Origin of the sequence: Microbispora sp. KK1-11, from assembly GCF_006874435.1 — a bacterium.
In the GTDB taxonomy this organism is placed as follows: domain Bacteria; phylum Actinomycetota; class Actinomycetes; order Streptosporangiales; family Streptosporangiaceae; genus Microbispora; species Microbispora catharanthi.
The window spans coordinates 1-19293 of sequence record NZ_VIRJ01000061.1; the positions used below are offsets into that span (position 1 = coordinate 1).

General features: G+C 68.6%; 13 protein-coding genes. 4 read left to right on the forward strand and 9 right to left on the reverse strand.

From position 1 onward, the window contains the following. The coding region (locus FLW16_RS42050; protein ID WP_142566584.1) for a response regulator transcription factor at window positions 1-199 on the forward strand (199 nt) is incomplete at its 5' end. Between the two features lie 394 nt (window positions 200-593). After that, complete coding sequence (locus FLW16_RS42055; RefSeq protein WP_142566585.1) at window positions 594-3446, forward strand: AAA family ATPase; 2853 nt, start codon at window positions 594-596, stop codon at window positions 3444-3446. Here the strand turns inward: FLW16_RS42055 and FLW16_RS42060 are convergent. From FLW16_RS42060 to lanL, 6 genes are all read right to left on the reverse strand, one after another. Continuing rightward, complete coding sequence (locus FLW16_RS42060; RefSeq protein ID WP_142566586.1) at window positions 3410-5200, reverse strand: ABC transporter ATP-binding protein; 1791 nt, start codon at window positions 5198-5200, stop codon at window positions 3410-3412. The genes FLW16_RS42055 and FLW16_RS42060 overlap by 37 nt on opposite strands. Continuing rightward, complete coding sequence (locus FLW16_RS42065; RefSeq protein ID WP_142566587.1) at window positions 5197-6951, reverse strand: ABC transporter ATP-binding protein; 1755 nt, start codon at window positions 6949-6951, stop codon at window positions 5197-5199. Before FLW16_RS42065 ends, FLW16_RS42060 begins: the two co-directional genes overlap by 4 nt. Window positions 6952-7049: 98 nt before the next feature. Continuing rightward, window positions 7050-8624 (reverse strand): S9 family peptidase, encoded by a 1575-nt coding sequence (locus FLW16_RS42070; protein ID WP_185949843.1) that lies wholly within the window; start codon window positions 8622-8624, stop codon window positions 7050-7052. Between the two features lie 567 nt (window positions 8625-9191). Then, a complete protein-coding gene (locus FLW16_RS44290; protein WP_185949844.1) occupies window positions 9192-9329 on the reverse strand; it encodes an ALQxL family class IV lanthipeptide in 138 nt (45 codons plus the stop codon). A 165-nt stretch (window positions 9330-9494) separates the two neighbouring features. After that, window positions 9495-9626, reverse strand: a complete 132-nt coding sequence (locus FLW16_RS44840) for an ALQxL family class IV lanthipeptide (RefSeq protein WP_221891578.1) — start codon at window positions 9624-9626, stop codon at window positions 9495-9497. A gap of 193 nt (window positions 9627-9819) precedes the next feature. Beyond that, complete coding sequence (lanL, locus tag FLW16_RS42075) at window positions 9820-12597, reverse strand: class IV lanthionine synthetase LanL (RefSeq protein WP_185949845.1); 2778 nt, start codon at window positions 12595-12597, stop codon at window positions 9820-9822. Window positions 12598-12959: 362 nt separating this feature from the next. Between lanL and FLW16_RS42080 the strand changes: the two genes are divergently transcribed. Together FLW16_RS42080 and FLW16_RS42085 are read left to right on the forward strand one after the other, a co-directional pair. Next, the gene (locus FLW16_RS42080; RefSeq protein ID WP_142566590.1) at window positions 12960-14144 is read left to right on the forward strand and encodes a cytochrome P450; all 1185 of its coding nucleotides are present in this window, start codon (window positions 12960-12962) and stop codon (window positions 14142-14144) included. A gap of 513 nt (window positions 14145-14657) precedes the next feature. After that, window positions 14658-15680 (forward strand): LLM class flavin-dependent oxidoreductase, encoded by a 1023-nt coding sequence (locus FLW16_RS42085; RefSeq protein ID WP_142566591.1) that lies wholly within the window; start codon window positions 14658-14660, stop codon window positions 15678-15680. Window positions 15681-15862: 182 nt separating this feature from the next. Here FLW16_RS42085 and FLW16_RS42090 read toward each other — a convergent pair whose 3' ends face one another. The 3 genes from FLW16_RS42090 to FLW16_RS42100 form a co-directional block, all read right to left on the reverse strand. After that, window positions 15863-16825: an aldo/keto reductase gene (locus FLW16_RS42090; protein WP_142566592.1), complete on the reverse strand. Its 963-nt coding sequence runs from the start codon at window positions 16823-16825 to the stop codon at window positions 15863-15865. Between the two features lie 22 nt (window positions 16826-16847). Then, window positions 16848-17909, reverse strand: coding sequence for an isopenicillin N synthase family oxygenase (locus FLW16_RS42095; RefSeq protein ID WP_142566593.1), 1062 nt, complete (start codon window positions 17907-17909; stop codon window positions 16848-16850). 63 nt (window positions 17910-17972) lie between these two features. Further along, window positions 17973-18476, reverse strand: a complete 504-nt coding sequence (locus FLW16_RS42100; protein ID WP_142566594.1) for a flavin reductase family protein — start codon at window positions 18474-18476, stop codon at window positions 17973-17975. Window positions 18477-19293 lie beyond the last annotated feature (817 nt).

Here is a 19293-nt window from a genome sequence, read left to right on the forward strand (position 1 = left end):
CGGCCCCGAAGCACTCACCCCCAGCGAGACACGCGTCGCCGGGCTCGCCGCGACCGGCCTGACCAACCGCCAGATCGCCCAACGCCTCTATGTCACGGTGAAGACCGTGGAAGTCCATCTCTCCAACGCGTACCAGAAGCTGGGAGTACGACGCCGGAACGAGCTCGGGAAGATACTGACCGGCCTTTCCAACAGCTGAGGCCACGGGCGTCGGCGGCCGGACGTCCCGCGGTGGCTCCGCGCATCGTGTTCCCGTTTCCCGTGGCCCGGCCCCAGGTGATCGCCGGGGCCGTCTCGCTATGAGTCTGTCTGGCGATCAGCGCCGTTAGGAGCTTGTAAGCGATCATCAAGCGCGTGTCCATATATGTACGGGCGGATCACCTACGTGCATGAAGGCCTCATTCGCGATGAACGAGCCATCGCCTGGCGATGTGGAATCGTGAGACCACTCAGCGCCTCGTGATGCCGGACCGGCCGGTTCTCCGTCCGCCATCTCCGCCCGCCGGCATTCGGCGCTCGAGTGGCAGGCGGGCTTCGGCGATCACGGCCACTGTCGCCTGAACAGTTATCGGATCTATCGGGAGCCCTTGGTCATGTCAGACGGAACGCCGACACTGTGGGAACGGGACCACGAGGTGAGGACGCTCACCTCCGCAATCGAGGCCGCCCGCCACGGTAGGAGTGGGTTCATCCTGGTGGAGGGCCCTGGCGGTATGGGGAAGACCACGCTGCTCTCGTTCGCGGGCCGCACCGCCGTCTCTTCGGGGTTCCGTGTGCTGCGCGCCCGCGGCTCCGAGCTGGAGCAGGGGTTCGGCTTCGGCATCGTCCGGCAGCTGTTCGAGCCGGCGCTCGCGCGTGCCGGTCAGACGCAGAGGGACCGCTGGCTGCAGGGAGGGGCCCAGCCCGCCGCGTCCGCGCTCGGCCCGCTGGAGGGAGGGGACGCGCCGGTAGGTGACTTCGCCGTGCTCCACGGTCTCTACTGGCTGACGGCCAACATGTGCGCGAGCACCCCCATGATTTTGATCGTCGACGACCTGCATCTTGCGGACGCGGCGTCGTTGCGGTTTCTGACCTATCTGCTGCCGAGGATGGAGGGCCTTGCGCTGGGAATCCTGGCTGGAGCGCGTCCTCGGGACCCCCACAGGGATCGCGACCTGCTGGCGCACATCCTCACCGACCCGGTGACCACCGTGCTGCGTCCCGGCCCCTTGAGCCCCGACGCCGCCGCACGGGTGGTCCGCGACGTGATCGGTTCCGCCGATCGTGACTTCTGCACGGCGTGCCGCGAACTCACCGGCGGCAACCCACTGCTGCTGCGGGAACTGGCCGTCGCCGCGGCGAGCCAGCGGATCCCCACTACGGCCGAAAGCGTGTCGCTGCTCCCGGCCATCGCAGGCGACGCGATCGGACGCCGCGTGCGGCTACAGCTCCGAGGGCTGGAAGCGGAGGCGACCACATTGGCCCAGGCCGTCGCAATCATGGACGGGAAGGCGAACCTGGCCGAGGCGGCGAGCGTGGCCGCGCTCGAATCCACGCAGGCGTGTCAGGTCCTCGCATCCCTCACCGCGGCGGACATCCTGCTGCAGGAAGAGCCGCTCACCTTCGTCCATCCCATCGTCCAGGCGGCGATCAACGACATGATGGACGGACCACAGCGAGTCCGGCTGCACCAGCGGGCCGCGCGGGTGTTCGCGAGCATCGGGGCGCCCCGAGAACGGGTCGCCGCCCACCTCATGCAGACCGAACCGGCGGCCGAGCCTGAGGTCGTGGCCGCCCTCCGGGCCGGTGCGGCCGAGGCGCTCACCCACGCCGCACCCGAAAGTGCTCTGGCGTACCTCGAACGGGCACTCCAGGAACCGCCCACGCAGGAGGAGCGGCCGGGGCTTCTGCGGTCGCTCGGCGAAGTGGCGATGCTCGTCGACGGGCGAAAAGCCGTCGACTACCTGACCCGGGCACTGACGGCGGCAGAGGAGGCGCAGGCACAGGGAGAGATCGCGGACATGCTCGGACGGTCGTTGTTCGCCGCTGGACGGACGTCCGAGGCCATGACCGTCCTCACCGAGGCCGTCTCGCGGCTGGATGAAAGAGAGGCCGAGCAGGCCGACCTGCGCCGCCGCCTGCAGGCCAACATGATCAACACCACGCTCGCCAACGTCGAGCTGCACGATGCCTCCGAGCGGCTGGTGTCGAAGCTGCGGGAAGCGCCGCAGGAGCCGGGGCTCGGCGGCAGGCTGCTGGACGCGCTCATCGGGTGGTACGACGGCATCGCAGCTCTCGACGCCGAGGCGGCGCTCACCCGGACCCGTCGCGCTTTCGCCGACGGCATCCTGGTCGAGAAGGCGGTCGCGACCGAGGCATTCGCGGACGCCGTCTGGACGCTGATCAGTGCCGACCAGGACGACGTCGTACGGTTGCTCGACGGAGCACTGGACCGGTCGCACCGCGTCGGCTCGACCTTCGGGACCGCCGTCGTGCTCGCGTTCCGTGGCCTGGCCTGGCTGCGCCAGGGATTCCTCGCCGAGGCCGAGACCGATGCCCGCGAGTCGGCGCGGTTCGCCGAGAGCGTCCATCTCGACGTGCTCCGGCCTCTCGTGGCGAGCTTCTTGGCCGACACGCTGATGGAACGCGGCGAGCTCGGGGCGGCGGAGCAGGCGCTGAGCTGGGCCGACCAGGTGTCTCTCCCCGCGGCGGCGGCCCAGCTGTACTGGACGCGGATCAGCCACGGCCGCCTGCTCGTCCACCAGGGCAGGCCCGGGGAAGGAACCGAGGCGCTGATCGAATCCGGTCGGCGATTCGAGGAGTACGGCTGGCGCAATTCCGCCTACCTGGATTGGCGAACCGACGCCGCACTAGGGCTGGACGCCTGCGGCCGGCACTCCGAAGCGCGCGCGCTGGCGATGGAGACCCTCGACCTGGCTCGCCGCTGGGGAGCGCCCAGGGCACTCGGTCAGGCGCTGCGTATCGGCGGAGTCGTCACCGGGCGCGAAGAAGGACTGACCATGCTGCGTAGTGCGGTCGAAGTCCTGCGCCCCTCACACGCGCAGCTCGAACACGCCAAGGCTCTGTGCGCCCTCGGCGTCGCGCTACGCCGGGCCAACGAGCGCGGCGAAGCGCGGGCGTGCCTCGCAAAGGCCCTGGATCTCGCCGACCGGGCGGGCGCCACACCGCTGATCGAGCTGGCCCGTGCCGAGATCCGCGTGTCTGGCGGCCGCCCTCGTCGTACAGCCATCACCGGGCCGGACGCCCTCACGCCGAGCGAGCACCGGGTGGCGGTTCTCGCGGCCGCCGGTCACACGAACCGGGTCATCGCGCAGCAGTTGTTCGTCACACCCAAGACCGTCGAGGTGCACCTCAGCAGTGTTTACCGGAAGCTCGGCATCACCCGCCGCTACCAGCTCTCCCTTCAGGGTCAGTTGGCCGGAACGGCCGGCACGGAGTCGCCTTGATCCGCATTCGTCCTGCCTGCGGCCGGGGCGGGTGCCTCCCACTGACCGACGAGGTCCGCGTACAGGGAGGACGTGGCCAGCAGCTCGCCGTGGGAGCCCAGATGCACGCTTTGCCCGTCCAGGAGGAGGATGCGGCGGGCCCGGCGGGCCGAGCTGATGCGGTGCGCGATGACCACCAGGGTCCCCTCGCGGCGGGCGAAGGCCGTCTCGACGCGTGCCTCCGCGATCGGGTCGAGATTGGAGGTGGCTTCGTCGAGGATGACCACAAGGGCGGGGGAGAGGTACACCCGGGTCAGGGCGATGAGCTGCTTCTCGCCCGCGGAGAGTTCCGCGCCGCCCGTCCCGACCCGCGCGTCCAGCCCGCCGAGCCGTTCGACGACGGCGTGAAGGCCGACGGCCTCGGCGGCCGCGGTGAGTTCGCGTTCCGTGGCGGACGGCGCGAGGTAGGTGAGGTTCTCCCGGAGACTTCCCGTGAACACGTACGCCTCTTGGGGGATGAGGGCGAGCGTTTGGCGCAGGCCGGCCTCGCGGAGCCGCGTGATATCGCACCCGCTGAGGCGAACCACACCGCTCTGGGGGGTCAGCAGGCCGGTGAGCAGGTTCGCGAGGGTGGACTTGCCGATCCCGCTCGGGCCGACGACAGCGAGGTGATCCCCTTGGGCGACGATGAGGTCCAAGTGCCGGACGACGGGTTCGGCATGTGGTCCGTACGCGAAGGTGAGACCCGAGATTGCCAGCTCGTAGCGCTGCGGCCACGCAACGACGCGTTCGGCGGACGGTTCCGGCCCGGGAATCCCCTCCCCGAGGCGGTCGAGGGTGACGAACAGTTCGATGCCCCAGCCCCCCAGCATGCCGACGAGGTTGCGCAACGTCGGCTCCAGGCTGACCGTGAGGTAGGTGACCGCGCCGACCAGCTCGGGCGCGGTCAGATGTCCTTCGCGCAGTAGCCAGGGCGCGCCCGCCAGCACGACGATGAGCGGAAGGTGAGCCCCCACGAACACGGCCAGGCTGCGCAGCGCGGTGGCGCGCGCCTGTGAACGGGTCAGCGCGGCCTCCGTGTCGATCGCCCGCCCCACCTCGCCGACGGCCCGGTGCTCCGCGGCGCACGCGATCACGTCGCGGACCGAGCCGAAGGCCGTTCCCGCCCGTTGGGCGACCCCCTCCTCGGCCAGGAGCACCGCCTTGCAGCGAGCGGTCAGGCTGGGCAGCAGCAACGCGAACAGGGTCACGGCGATGGCGACCAGCGCGCCGCTGACAAGTGCGATGGCGGGGGCCAGCAGCACGAGCCCGGCCAGCGCCGACGCGAAGCCGAAGACGCTCTGCCGCATCACGCGCAGCAGAGCCGAGAGGATGTTCCGCACCGCCTGGACCTGTTCGGTGAGACGGGCGACGCTCGCCGTGTCCTGGCGGTCGGGAGAGGCGACCGCGGCGATGACCGCGCCCTTGACGACAGCGGTGACGAATGCGTCGCGCACCGGTTCGACCACGGCGGCGAGCCAGGGGAACATCCGCCTCGTGGCCAGCGCCCCCATCGCGGCCGTCGTGAGGAGCAGGGCCAGGATGACGAGTGCGCCGATGATGTCGTGTTCGAGGAAATGCTCCAAGGCCGTCGCGGTCGCGAGGCCTGACAGCAACGTCGGCAGCGACTCGAGGACCGACCAGAGCAGGATTCGTGTCACAGGTCCCCGCCGTGCCCGCAGTTCGCGTGCCAGCAGACCGAACCCTGCGCGGTTCACGCCGATCCCGCCGTTCACGCGTCCACCTCTTCCGTATGGGTGTCGATGGCGAACACCGCGCGGTAATCGGGCTCGCTCGCCCACAGGACCGTGTGGGGGGCCACCGCGCGGATTCGTCCCTCATCCAGCCAGGCGACCAGGTCGGCGCGGGCGGCGGTCGCCGCGCGGTGCGCGACGATGAGCCGGGTACGGCAGGCGAGGCCTTCGGTGATGGCCTCGGAGACCTGGGCCTCGGTGACGGTGTCGAGACTGGACGTGGCGTCGTCGAGCACGAGGACCCGCCCGCCCTGCGCCACCGCACGGGCCAGGCCCAGGCGCTGCAGTTCCCCGCCTGAGAGGCGTACGGCGGTGAGCGGGGTGTCGAGCCCCTCCGGCAGCCGCCGGATGAAGTCCGTGGCCCGGGCGACCCACGCGGCGTGCTCGATCGCCGGTTCCGTCGTGTCAGGGCGTCCGTACGTGAGGGCGTCGCGCACCGTGGTGCCGAGCAGTACGGGACGGTCGAAGGCGTAGGCGACCTCACGCCGCAGGGCCGTCGGATGGAGGGAGTCCACGGGCACGCCGTCGAGCATGACCTGGCCCTCGTCCGGGTCGACGAGGCGGCCGGCGAGCAGTGCGAGCGTGCTCTTGCCGGTCCCGGACCGTCCTACCAACGCGACGGACGCGCCGGCGGGAAGATCGAGGTCGACCTCCTCCAGGATCGTCCGGTCGTCGTGCCGTACCGCGACCTTGCGGAAGGACAGCGCCCCAGGGCCGGGTGGCAGGCATCTGGCCGGACAGGGCTCAGCGTCGTACCGGACGTGCGGCCGTTCGGCCAGCACCCCGCGGATCCGGCTCATGTTCGCGCGCACGCTGGCCAGTGACGACAGGGTTTCGACCTGGCCGAGAAGGCCGAGCGCGAACGGCAGGTAGAGGGCGGTGGCCAGGAACTCACCGGGTGATAGGCGGGCGCCGGTGACCCCCAGGCCGGCGACGACCAGCACGAGGACCCGGACTCCGGTCACGACCAGACCCACCTGCCAGGAGGTCGTCCCCTGCACCTTCCACAGGGCCGTCCCCGCCCGGTTGAGGTCGGGCAGAGGACCCAGGACGCGGTCGATCTCGCGCTGGGCGGTGCCCGACGCGCGGATCGTCCTGCTGCCGGCCAGCGCGTCGGTCAGCCGCGCCGCCACGGTCGCCTGGTGTTCGAGATACTCGGCGTACGCGCCGGTGACCTGTCCGGTGAAGCGCCGGAGCAGCAGGACGGCGGGGATGGCGCCCACCATGAACACCGCCCCGATCCGCCAGTCGATCAGCCAGAGGGCGATCAGCCCGCCGAGTGAGGCGACACCGGTCACCAGGCTACCGACCAGGTCGGGGACGGCGGTGGCGCTGGAGTAGGTGTTGCCCGTCAGACGGGCCACCAGATCCCCCGTGGCATGTCGCCGCATGCCGGGAACTCCGAGCGCGAAAACGTGCCGGAGCAGCCGGTAGCGCAGGGCGACCGCGATTCTGGTGGTCGCCGACACGCTGACGATTCCGAAGAACGCCTCGGTCAGCGCGCGTACCGTCAGCAGCCCCAGCAGGGCGAGAACGGCGAGTCCGGCTGCACCGGCCAGCACCTCGTCAACGGCGCGGGCCGCGACGGCCGGAGCCAGCAGCGCTGCCCCGGTCGTCGTCATCGACAGCGCCGCGGAGGCCACAGTGCTCAGCGGTGCCAAGCGCACCAGCGTGGAAAGCCTGAGCACGGCCGTGCCCTGGCCCGCTGGGGCGGTGGTCACGTGTGAGGACATCGTCGCCTTCCTCGCCTTGTATGTATTGGACGCCGGTTGCGGGCGGAGTCGCGTGATCCGGACCGCCGATCGGTCACTTCGTCCGGGCGGGATACGGCCTACCGGACAGAACCGGCAACGGCAGCCCGCGGATGGACGAGCCGGGGAGGGGTCAGGAGGAAGGCGACCACGTCCTCGACGAGTGCGCTCCCTTGGGGGCCTACGAACGGGTCATGACCGGCGTGTGGGATCTCCTGGTAGCGGAAAAGCGCCGCCGCGCGCCGTCCCGCCGCGCCCAGTCGCCGTGCCAGAAGGCGGGAGTGCGCGACGGGGATGACCTCGTCGCGTTCACCGTGGACGAGCAGGACGGGCGCTGTGATCCGGGGAGCGAGGCGGAGCAGGTCGCGCGGGCCGAGGTCGTCGTCGATCTCGGCCCGCCCGCCCAGCCGATCGAGCAGGGACCGGACGCTTGCCGGCCCGTCCGTGTAAAGGGCGGCCCCCGACACGAACGGTGCCACCGCCACGCAGCGGGACCACCCTGTGGGATCGGCGGCGGCGGCGAGCAGCGCGAGAAACGCGCCGTAGCTGACGCCGAACAGCATCGGGATGCGGCAGCCGGGGTGCCGGCGCTCCCTGAGAAGTGTGGCGAGCAGATGGCGGATGTCGGCGAGATCGGGTCCGCCCCAGCAGCCCTTGATGGCGTCGCGGTGGGCGGCGCCGTATCCGGTGCTGCCCCTTTGGTTGGGGGCGACGATCGTTATTCCGGCATCGGCGAGGCGCTGGAAGACAGGCTCGAACGTCAGCTCCCACGCCGCCTCCGGCCCGCCGTGCAACGCCACGAGCACGTGGCGGCTGCGCCGCCAGTCCTCGCCGTACACCACCGCCTCGACCGGTCCGGCCGGACCATCGAACTGTTCCAGCCGGGCGTCGTGCCCGCAGAAGGTCGCCGACCCCTCCGCCTGCCGCCTCTCGAAGGGCTCGGTGATTCTGACGACGGCCGCGGGAGTGGCCGGGGACGAGAACAGAACCCGTAATCCCGTCTCGCTCCAGCCGGCGTCCCTGATGACACCGGGCGGGCAGGGGACCTCGGTGACGGTGTCGGTGGCGACGTCGTAAATAAGGAGACGGGAAACGGCCCCCTGGGCGACCCGCAGTGCCAGGCGGCGTCCCTCGGGATCGAGGGTGAGCGGCAGGACGGTGCCGGTGAGACGGTCGAGTGCCCGGAAGAAGCGGACCCGGGTGTCGGAAGGCGACACCCGGCCCAATCCGATGCCGTCCGAGTTGCGGGCCGCAACGAGAATCTCGCCTCGGCGCGGGCTGGTGAGCAGGACGCCGCCGGCTTGTTCCGGGAGCGGGGTGACGGTCCCGTGGCGAAGGTCGAGGATGACGATTCGCCGTTTCCCGCTGAGCACCTGGTTGGCGGCCAGCAGGTCACCGGCCTCGTTCAGCCACCACCCGCCACTGAGCTGGCCCGGCACGTCGAGCACCGGTTGCACTCGCATGTCGTCCGCGCTGACCTGGTGGATCACCGAGTGGTCCTCGCGGTGGGCGGCGACCAGCCAGACGAGCGTGGCCGGATCCCGGCTCGGAAGGGCACGCAGGGCCGGACTGTCCACCGTCTCAAGGGGCCGCTCCCCGGCAGGGGAGGCGACTGCGACCTCACGGATGCCGCGGCCGTAACGGATCAGCACCACCCGCCCGTCCTCGATCGGAACGAGATGTGTGTGAAGGGGCTCGATGGATGTCGTGGGGAGTAGCCACATGTCGGCGTGTCGCTCTCGAAACGACCACGCTTCGAGGCGAAACCCGTCGCGGCCGTTCCCCACTAGACAGGCACCGTGGGAAGCACGCGCGGAGAACCGGAAGCCGAGCCTAATCGTGGTTCCTGAGCACACATCTTGCTCGACCATGGCATCCATGCCGTCAGCTGATCGCCCCAATCTCGCAGGCGCTTTCGCCCCCAATGGCTGCTGCACCTTCCCACCCTTTTCCTGTGTCTCGCGGAGACCTTGTTTCTGTTGTCGGGCTCCCGCCCCGCCTGGTCTTCCGCCGGGCGCTGGATCTTGGCACCCCGGTGTGGAGTGCAGGGACGAGCACTCGCACACCGGGGTTGAAGGCACCGGTCATGCCCGGGCCATGACGTGGCATCCTCCCTGGTCTGAGGATTACGGTCACCGTGAGCGCTGGTCAGACTCCGAGCGCTCGGTCAAGCCGCAGAGCTTCAGCCTCGAGAGGGTCGGCTGTACCGAGCCGCCACCCGTTCAGCCGTTGAAGGTCACGGGATAGCAGGAGAAGATGTTGCGGCAGGTGTTGATGATGCAGCTATCCACACAGAGCTGCAGGCCGACCCCGGGCTGGGCTTCCGGGAGCATCTGCAGGGCATTGAGGTCGAGTTCCATGTGAGACAACTTCCTTTCATGTATTACGCGGATATTGATAGCGATGGGTGTTCTACGCTTGCGATCGGTGCTTCCCAGCGGAGGCGGCTGCCACCGCAGTCCGCATTCGGTTAGTGCCTTGGCTCACTGCGTTCTCTCGCAATCGAGGCGGTCATAGGTGGCCGCTCACGAGGGCGCGATCAGGATCCAATCGCCCCAGATGCCAAGCCGGTCGCCGCTCCAGGGCTCGCACCAGCGCAGGCCGACCTCGGGCTGGGCTTCCTGCAGCATCTGCAGGGCGTTGACGTCGAGCTCCATGAGAAATCACCTCCTTTCGTGGTCGTAGCCGAAGGGCGCCGACGGCATCTCGCTGACCGCTCCGGAGCCTGACGCTCAGGCGGAGCGTGCCGTCGGCGGACGGGGTTCCTCCCGCCGTCGCGGCCCCGCTGTACGGGAGGACGTTTTGGTGGGTCTCGGCGCCCTTGCCGGGCGGTGTCCGGACCAATGAGAATCAGGTGGCGGGGAGAAGCCCGCTCGTGTTGAGCACGGTCCGACCGGTCGTGTCCGCCATGACGAACGAGCTGGGCGACCACAGGCGCTGTCCACCGTGCTGCAGCCGTAGCAGGAAGGCCAGGATGCCGGCGAGACCGCTGCTGAAGCTCGCCGTGGCAGAGTGAATCATCTGGTCAGGCGCGACTATGCGCCCGTCGCGCAGAGCATGGCGAGCGTAGATGCTGACAGCCAGTTCCCCGGCCCAGTCGCGGTATTGCTCCTCGCCCGACACTTCGGCCAAGTCGAGGAGGAATTCTCCACCGCCGGCCAGCCCGCAGCACTGCGAGGTCCCGGCGTGCCAGCGGAAGCGGCGGATGGCGACGGCCGCTTGGGTGACCGCCTCCAGGAGCCGGTCGTCCCCAGTCTGCTGCCACATCCGTACGAGGAAGGTCCCCACGCCAGACGAGCCGCTGCACCACAGGGTCAGGCGATCGTCGCTGCCCTCCCCACTGGGCCAGTAGCCGGCTCCCTGGTCCGTTATGGCTACTGCAAGAAGGGTCTCGGCCGCTTCAACCGCCACGTCCAGACAGGTGCTCTGGCCGGTGGCGCGGGCGGCGGCCAGCAGGAAGGCGCCTACGCCTGCCACGCCATGGGCGAAGCCGTAGTGGACGGCACCGGCCAAATTGGAGGCGAAGTCACGGGGGATCGGCCACAGGATGCGCCCGTCCCTGCGCTCCGCCACAGAAATGATCGCGTCCGCCGCCTGCCGAGCCCGATGAAGGAAGTCGTCCTCGCCGGTGGCCTCCCAGAAGCGGAGCTGGGTCAGCCCCGCCCCGGCCATGCCATGGCAGACATCCGGATTCGGCCAGCGGAGCGGGACCTGCCGGGCCAGGTCCGCGGCCAGGTGGACCATGCTCTCCTCACCGAGGGCGAGACCGGCATCGAGGAGCGCCCACGCGGTGCCGGACCGGCCGAAATGCAGCCCGGGCAGAGCGCGAGGCTCGCGTCGCACCATTGATGCGATCCAGCGTGCGGTGGTGGTAGCCGCTGTCCCTAGGGCCGGGTCCGAGCGCATCTCATAGGCGCGGGTGAGCGCCCCCAGGACGCCGGCGGCGCCGTGCTGGACATTGAACGGATCACTGTGCGCGGTCAGGTCGTCCGTCTTCCAGAGTCGCCTGGGATTGTCCGGTTCCATGACGGCGATCAGATGCTCGGCCGCATCGGTGATCATACGATCGAGGTCGGCCTCCCGTAAGGATTTAGGCCGCTGCGGGGCCCACGCCTTCCCCGTCGTCGGCTTCGCGAGGAAGCCGCGTACCTCATTGAGGTCCGGACGTCGCGCCGGATCGTCGTCAAGGAGTCTCACGATCAGTGGGGCCAGCCGCGCGGCGGCCTGGTTGCCGCCGGACAGATGCGTCAGCCACTCCTCGATCCGCTGCCGCTGCGACCGCACCGCCGGACGGTCCGGCGGAAGCAGCGGATGACAACCGGTGGCGAGGTGGAAGAGGACGGCCCCGAGACTGTAGAGATCGGCGGTCGACTTCGGAGCGGGACCGACCCCCGGCGCGCTCACCTGTTCCGGCGCACCGTAGCCGGGAGTGAAGACGCGGACCACCTGTTCCCCTGGCCGGGCGAGCATCTCGAGGTCGATCAGGCGCAGTTCCCCGCCACTCGTGATCATGACGTTGTTGGGGGAGAAGTCACGGAAGACCAGTCCCCTCGCGTGCACGGCGTCCAGCAGCTCGACCAGGTCAAGAGCGAGCCTCTCGACCACCTCGGGCGCCGGTCCCCACCCGCCACCGTCATCCAGCTCGACGTTGTTCGGCGTCCACTGGCTCAATGTCAGGCCCGCTATCGCCTCCTGGACGAGGAAGAGGTCGCCCTGCTGCTCGAACAGCTCGATCAGACGCGGGGTGAATCCCGAGGACGCGAAGAGCTCCAGCATCGCCGCCTCGTGTCGCCGCGCGTCCCGGATGTCCTCGCCAGTAGAGGTGGCGGCCACATGCGGCCGGGCCTGCTTGACGACGACCGCCGCGCCGGTTCGTTCGTCGGTGGCGCGGTACACCCCGCCCGCGAACGAATGGCGGATCACCTCATGGACGAGGTAGCGGCCCTGCAGGAGGATCGGCTTGCCCGTCCCGGCAGGCGGCGTGGTAGCACGCTCCTGAGTGAATGGATCCCGGGGTGACCAGGCAGGTGGGGTGAACCATGCGTTCCGCTGGTCCTTTACCAGGTCACCGTCGGGAGCGACCAGCATCGCCTCGTAGCTGCCGTCGTTGCCGAGCCGGTGCACTCCGCTGAACACACCGAATCGGTAGTGCACGAGGCTGCCAGGGCGGTAGGACCTGTCGGACAGGATGCCAGGACCCGGCAGGCCCTCGGTGGCCTGGTGCAGTTCCTCCGCCAGGGCACGGAGCCATTCCTCATCACCTTCGGGATAAACGGTGATGAACTTGCCGCCGGAACCGCGTTCGCAGCTCTTGGAGACGAGTTCCGAAACCCGTTCGAGGTCCTTGGCGAACTTGAACGAGCATCTGTGACGTATCAGGATCTCGGCCGATCTGGCCAGCACCAGCGGGGCTGACAAGGGCGTGGCGGAAATGTGTAGTTTCCATCCCTGAACGCGAGAACGGTGGGAGGGCGGCTGCACGTGGCACCAGAAGTCACCGGCCTCAACCCGCCAGTCGTGCGACTCGCTTCGTCTCAGCAGCCCCTGGACACAGTCCGTGAGCAGGGTGTCCTCGCCGGCGTGGGACCTGTCGGGCGAGCCGCCTTCGCCGGCCTCCTTGTTCGTCACTTCTGCTCCTAGCGTGTCCGGGGTGCTCCTGACACATTCATCGTGCGGCGGCTCGGCAGCGCGTCGCCTGAGGAACTTCCCCGACTCGGTTCCCCAAGGATTGCGTCCGGCATCCCTCATGCGTCGCCGTCACTGCGCCGGCCCGGATCGAATCGCCGTTCAACGCTGATATCACGAGCCGAATTCGCGACGTCGTGCTGTGAGAGCCGGTCATCGTCCGGCCCCTCATCCCCGCAGGGCTGCGCCGAATCCTGGGGGACCGTCTACGGGGTTACCCCGACGCCTGAGGGCGCGCGGCCATGGTGTGTTGGAGCGGATCCGCTGTTCTGCTGAATCCGCGACCGCGGCAGTAGGGAGAGTTCATGCACGGCCCCTCACCGGTGCTTCATAGCCCCGCGTACTTCCAGAATCCCTATCCGACCTGGAAATGGCTGCGCGAAAACGATCCTGTCCACCAGTTTCTGTTCCCCGGAACGGACGTCCCCGTATGGCTGGTGACCCGCTATGACGACGTCCGCGCCATCCTTGAGGACCCCCGCTTCAGCAACGATCCAGACAACGCCAGTAGGCAGTTCCAGGACGCGGGTCTGGGCTTTTCCATGCTGAAGACCATCATTCTGTCGGACCCGCCCGATCACACGAGGCTGCGCAAGCTCGCAACGAAGCCGTTCACTCCGCGGAACACCGAGCAATGGCGGAGTGTCACCGAGGATGTCGTCGACGGCCTCCTCGACGAGGCCGCCGGCCGAGGCGAGATGGACGTTGTCCGGGACTTCGCGGCCATCGTCCCCGCCGAGGTGCTGGGCCGAATCCTTGGCGTGGGAATGGACCGGCGCAAGCAGGTGCTCGCCAACCTGCAAGAGGCGTTCTCGGGCGACCCCGAGCGGATTCGCAAAGCCTCGGAATGGCTGCTGGACAATGCACGGGAACTGGTCGCCTACAAGCGCGCGAACCCCGGTGACGATCTGACGACCCAGCTGATCGAGGCCCGCGAAGGAGGCGATCGCCTTGACGAGACGGAGCTGGTGGCGCTGGTCCAACAGCTCGTGGCCGCCGGCATCGACACCACACAGAACCTCATCGCCAACGCTACGCTGGCCCTACTGGACCATCCCGACCAGCTCGCGATTCTGCGCGAGGACACCTCGATCATGCCCCAGGCGGTGGAGGAATTCCTGCGGTACGACGGAGCGGCGGTCGTGAGCTTCATGCGTTTCGCGATGCATGATCTCGAATTCGGCGAAGTCGAGTTGCCGGCAGGGGCGGCCGTCTGGCCCGCGCTGCAGTCGGCCAACCATGATTACGACCGTTTCCCCGAGCCGGACCGGCTTGATCTGTCACGGACGGACGTGCGTCATGTGGGCATGGGGCACGGCCTGCACAATTGCATGGGCGCCGCCCTGGCGCGGCTTGAGGTGCGGATCGCCATGTCCGCTCTGCTGAGCCGGTTCCCGGGTCTGGCGCTCGCCGGCTCGCGCAGTGAGGTGTGTTATCAGCCGGACATGTTCGTTCGCAGGCTGAAGTCTCTGCCCGTCCGGTTGAGCTGAGGCAACGGCTACGAGGAGCCCGCCCACACTCCTCCCTGCGGGTCGGCCGGCGGTGCTGTCGCAGCGGAGAAAACATTGGGGTGCGGGGACAGTGCCCACCCTGACGCCTACTCGGCGGACCGTAACGGAGGATGATGCCGCCGATTCACTCCGTTCAGAAACCTGGACCAGCTGATGCCCGTCCCCGCTGATGTGCTCGCGCCACCGGAAATGACCGACACGCGGACGCTCGTCAGAAGCCATTGCGGCCCGTGCCGGCCACGGGGTCTGCGCGGATGTGGCACACCGAGCGGAGATTCAGTGGCCGTGGCCGATCACAGGTGCACCCGCCGTGCCGGAGATCGAGCGGTTTATGGCGCACCCTCACTCTCCGTGAACGGCAGGGTATCGGTACGGCGGAGTCCGGCGCGTGTTCCGGTCGCGAATGGCGTGGGTGGCGCCGCTCGCGGGTCACCTGCCGCCATGGGGTGAGCGGGGGTCGTCACGATACCAGCCAGAGGGAGACTTGATCAGATGACCGAGCAAGAGATGACGCTGGGCCTCGCGGTGGCGAGCGACACGCCGCCGGAGCGGATCGCGAGTGTCGCACGGCGTGCCGAGGCGGCCGGATTCGCCGAGCTGTGGATCCCGGAGGACCCCTACTTCCTCGGCAGCGTCGCCGCTGTCGTCGGAGCGCTCGCCGCGACGCGCCGCATCGTGGTCGGCCAGGGCGTCGTTTCGGCGCTGTCACGTCATCCCGCCGTGCTGGCGATGGAGGCCGCGACCGTCGAGCTGATGTTCCCCGGCCGGGTGCGCGTGGGCGTGGGCCTCGGGTTGCCCGAGGTGCTCGCGCAGCTGGGCGTCACGCCCAAGAGCCAGCTCTCCGCCGTCCGCGAGACGGTTACTAACGTGCGCGCGCTGCTGTCGGGGAAGACCGCCCAGCACGCCGGGCAGGTGTTCACGCTCGACGGCGTCCGCCTTGAGCACGCCCCTGAGCACGTCCCACAGATCTACACCGGTGCGGTGGGCCCGAGGATGCTCCAGCTCTCCGGTGAGATCGCCGACGGCACGCTGATGTCGGCGCTCGCCGGCACGACGTACCTGAGCTGGGCGCACGAACGCATCCGGGAAGGACATGCGCGTGCCGGGATCGTGGGCAAGCCGCATCTCGTCTCGACGCTCGCCCTGTACGCCGTCGACACCGACGGACGTCGTGCGAAGGACCTCATCCGCCCGATGCTCGCGTTCTACCTCTCGGTCGCGCCCACGCTGGCGCTGGTCCAGGTCTATGGGATCACCGATCAGCTGCTCGACATGTGCGAGCGCGGCGGTTCGAATGCCGCCGAGCTGATTCAGCGGGAGATGCCCGACGAGTGGATCGACGACCTCGTGATCGCGGGTGACCCTGACGAGTGCGTCGAGCGCATCGAGCGCCTGCGCGCGGCCGGTGCGGGCAATGTGGTGCTCATGCCATTCCCGTCGGCGTCGTTCGAGAGCTACATGGAGCTGACGGAGCGGTACGTTCTGCCAAAGCTCGGCATCAACCAGAGATTCTGACGGCGCGCAGGGCGGGGCCGCCCTGCCCCGCCGCGCTCGTCCTCCTCGTCTGGACGCATTGTGGGGCCGGTGCCTCAGGCGCGTCCGTCAATATCCGCCCCGGCTGGAAGGCCGGCCCGGCCGGAGGCGGTGGTGGGTCGGCGCCAGGTGGTGCGCCGCGGGCGGACTACGCCCTATGGAGATCACGCGGGCGGAACGGATCGCCGTGTGACCGATTCCAGTACCTCGTCGATCTTTTGCAGGACCTCGGCGTCGAGCGTGAGGCCCGATGCCCCGGCGGCTTCCCTCGGCTGGCCAGGTGTGCTCGCGCAGACCACAGCCGATGCGACGTTTTGATGCCTCAGCACCCACGCGATCGCGAGCTGGGCCATACTCAGCCCCAGGTCGGCCGCGATCGGCTTGAGGCGCTGCACTCGGGTGAGCGTGTCGTCGGTCAACTCCTCTGGCGCGAACTGGCTGACGCCCGGATCGATGGCCCTGGCGAGCGGTCGCCGGCCCGGCGAGTATTTGCGGGTGAGCACACCTTGCGCGATCGGCGCCCAGACGATCTGGCCGAGCCCCTCCTTCTCGCACAACGGCACGACGTCGGCCTCGATGACCCGCCACACCATCGAGTACGGGGCCTGGTTGGAAACGATCCGCCGGAAGCCCATCTCGTCGGCGATCCCCAACGCCTGAGCGATCTGCTCGGCGTTCCACCCGCTGACTCCTACATGCCGCGCCTTTCCCTGCCTTGCCAGGTCGTCAAGGGTCTCGAGTATCTCGTCCAGGGGAGCGGCCGAGTCGAAGCCGTGGACCTGGTAGAGGTCGACGTAGTCGGTTCGCAGCCGGCGCAGGGAGCCGTGGATCGACTCGGTGATGCGCTCGCGCGACAGGTCACGACCGGGGACCGCCGGCGGGTGCACCTTGGTGAAGATCTGCAGAGACTCCCGGCGTACACCTTTGAGTACCCGGCCGAGCACGTCCTCCGCCCTGGTGTCCGCGTGGACGTCGGCGGTGTCGAAGGTCGTGATCCCCTCGTCGAGCGCCGCCCGTACGCACTGCCGCGCGAGGTGCTCGTCGACCTGAGACCGTTGGCCGACCCAGGTGCCATAGCTGATTTCGCTGACCAGCAGTCCGCTATGGCCCAAGGGGCGGATCTCCACGGTTGCTCCCCATCATGCGTTGTTACTTGTAGAGGCCCAGCAGCGAGCGCAGGTGATCGGCCACTGTGCGCGTGTGGCCGTGAAGGGTATGCGGCTCGCCGCAGTCGGAGGTGGGGAGCGGATCCAGGGTGACGGTGGGATCCGGGCTGTAGAAGAATCCCAGGGACTGGCGGCGCGAGGACGCCTGATCTGGCGAGGCGTCGGCGCGCGGCGGGCTCACCCGGTGTAGGGGGGCGATCCACCTGCCGCCCGTCCAGCCGGCCAGCATGCTGCCGACGTTGACGATGAAGGCGTCAGGGCGTACGGGAACCGGATGCCAGACACCGTAGGCGTCCTCGACCTCCAACCCCGGTCCGGACGTGGACAGGATGGTGAAACAAGACCGGTCGCGGTGCGCGCCGAAACGCCATTGGTCTGGCTCGACAGGGGTGGTCGCCTGAGACGGGTAGTTGATGGACACGAGCCAGCTGAGCTGCCCGTCCGATCGGCGGCCGAAGTAGTCTCCAGGCAGACCCAACGCGGTGGCGAACAGCTCCCCGAGTGGCTCGGTCAGCTGGCACATCGTGTCGTAGTAGGCGAGCAAGGCCGCCCAGAAGCCGGCCATGTCCCGCGGCCAGATATTGGGCGGAAAGAACTCGGCATGCGGCGCGCCCAGGTGCGCGGGCGGGTATTCCTGCCCTATCGAGTACAGCTCTTTGGCGTCGTACGGCGAGTCGCTCGCACTCGAGGTGGACGCACGCAGGCTGTTCATGCCGCGGTAGCCGAGCAATCCGTGGCCCTCGGCATGGCAGGAGTGCTTCACCTCAGCCGGCATGTCGAAGAACTCGCGCGATCGCCGGTAGACCTCCATCATCATGTCGCCCGGAACGCCATGGCCGGTGATCAGGAAGAAACCCGTCGTACGGCAGGCGGCGTCGACGGCAGCGTAGCTTTCACACCAGGCCGGTGCCGCTTCCCCCGCGCCGAGAGCGACCAGGGCGTCCGCCACCATCGGGCCATGATTCGCCCGGTGACCGGCGAACTCGAATCCCTTGTTCGACAGCCGGTCGAGTGCGTCCAGCATGTACTTCACATCGTCCGACACCGCACATCGCCTTCTCGCTCGATCTCGATCCACCACGGGCTCCGAGGACCTGTAGCCGGCTCGCTATGGGAAGGCGGACACGAAGGGATTGAGAGTCGGGAGTGGGATGGCCGTTCCAAATGTTCGATTGTGATAGACGAGAGGCGACACGGAGGCGGGAACCGCGTGAAGCACATGGCCAACCACGACCAGATGATCGCCGCCCTGGACAATGTCCACCACCTGGCATGCGATCCATCCGCCCTGGCCGACGAGGCGTGGCAACGCGTTGTCCTCCGTCCAGGCGACGCCGGTGAATCTGTCGACGTCGGTGCGCGCGAACACTCGCGCCAGCCGCTCCTGGTCCGCTGTGAGTATGTTGATCCCCACCCGCCCGGACCGCCGAAGTGTGCGGAGCAGAGCGGATCGCTGGTCGAGGGCGAGGGCGACGAGCGGCGGCGTAAGCGACAGGGACATGAAGGCGCTGACCGTGGTGCCATGCGGCCGGTCCGACCACATGCTCGTGGCGATCGCGACAGGTGCGCACACGCTGGCGCAGGTGTCAAGAAACCTCGCGCTCGTGTCCATTACCGCTCACCGTGCTTCTTTCAATTGCATGCCGGATTTCATCGGTGAAAATTCGACGTCATTGTCACTGTCACAATTCGATCATTCCGAACCGGCGCCCTGTGCCTGGCTGCTCGCTGGTCCCTTGACGGGTATGCCGGGGACCGTGATGCCCGTGGAGGATCGCAGGACGGGAAGCAGACGGACAGGTCATAAACGAGATCCGACAGGGCGTCTGGAACGGAGGGAAACCTTGATGCGAGCATGTGGAATCCTTCTCGATTCCGTACCGGCAGCGTCTGCTGTGAGTGGCCGCGTTTGACGACAGGGAGCCTATTCACCTGCCCGGGGAAGGAGACTGGGGCCGACCCCACTCCCGGACCCCAAGGTTTCCTGTGGCGTTGCTCACCGGTGTCGTGCAGGATGCGGCCACATGCGCCTCCCCCGCCTGCGCAGCGCCACATCCTGGCCTCTGGGCCGGCCGACCTTCCCCTTCTCGGCTACGCACGGTGGCGGGCCTGCGGACCAGGGATTCGACGCCAACTGTTTGCGATGATCGTCGAGACCCGCCGCACCTGTGTCGAACGCGCACGGGCAGCCATATCAGGAAGGCGTCAGCCACAGCTCCTTGAGTCCCTTGAGCTGACTCATCTGCTTGTGGGCGAGTGGTTTGTCGTCGGCTCGTGTCAGATGAGGGAAGCGCCGGGCGAGGGTCACGTCCAGGGAAGTGGTGTACGAGCTGCCACCGCGTGATCCGTTTCTGCAGGTTATGCGGTGAGGCTGTCCGGGAGCTGTTCCTGGTCCGGTGTGTCGCCGGGGATCACCCGTAGGCGGGCTT

Coding starts and splice junctions, on each gene's coding strand:
- FLW16_RS42100 (WP_142566594.1), bottom strand. CDS start 18,476: ATGGACACGAGCGCGAGGTTTCTTGACACCTGCGCCAGCGTGTGCGCA.
- FLW16_RS42080 (WP_142566590.1), top strand. CDS start 12,960: ATGCACGGCCCCTCACCGGTGCTTCATAGCCCCGCGTACTTCCAGAAT.
- FLW16_RS42055 (WP_142566585.1), top strand. CDS start 594: ATGTCAGACGGAACGCCGACACTGTGGGAACGGGACCACGAGGTGAGG.
- FLW16_RS44840 (WP_221891578.1), bottom strand. CDS start 9,626: ATGGAGCTCGACGTCAACGCCCTGCAGATGCTGCAGGAAGCCCAGCCC.
- FLW16_RS42065 (WP_142566587.1), bottom strand. CDS start 6,951: ATGTCCTCACACGTGACCACCGCCCCAGCGGGCCAGGGCACGGCCGTG.
- FLW16_RS44290 (WP_185949844.1), bottom strand. CDS start 9,329: ATGGAACTCGACCTCAATGCCCTGCAGATGCTCCCGGAAGCCCAGCCC.
- FLW16_RS42085 (WP_142566591.1), top strand. CDS start 14,658: ATGACCGAGCAAGAGATGACGCTGGGCCTCGCGGTGGCGAGCGACACG.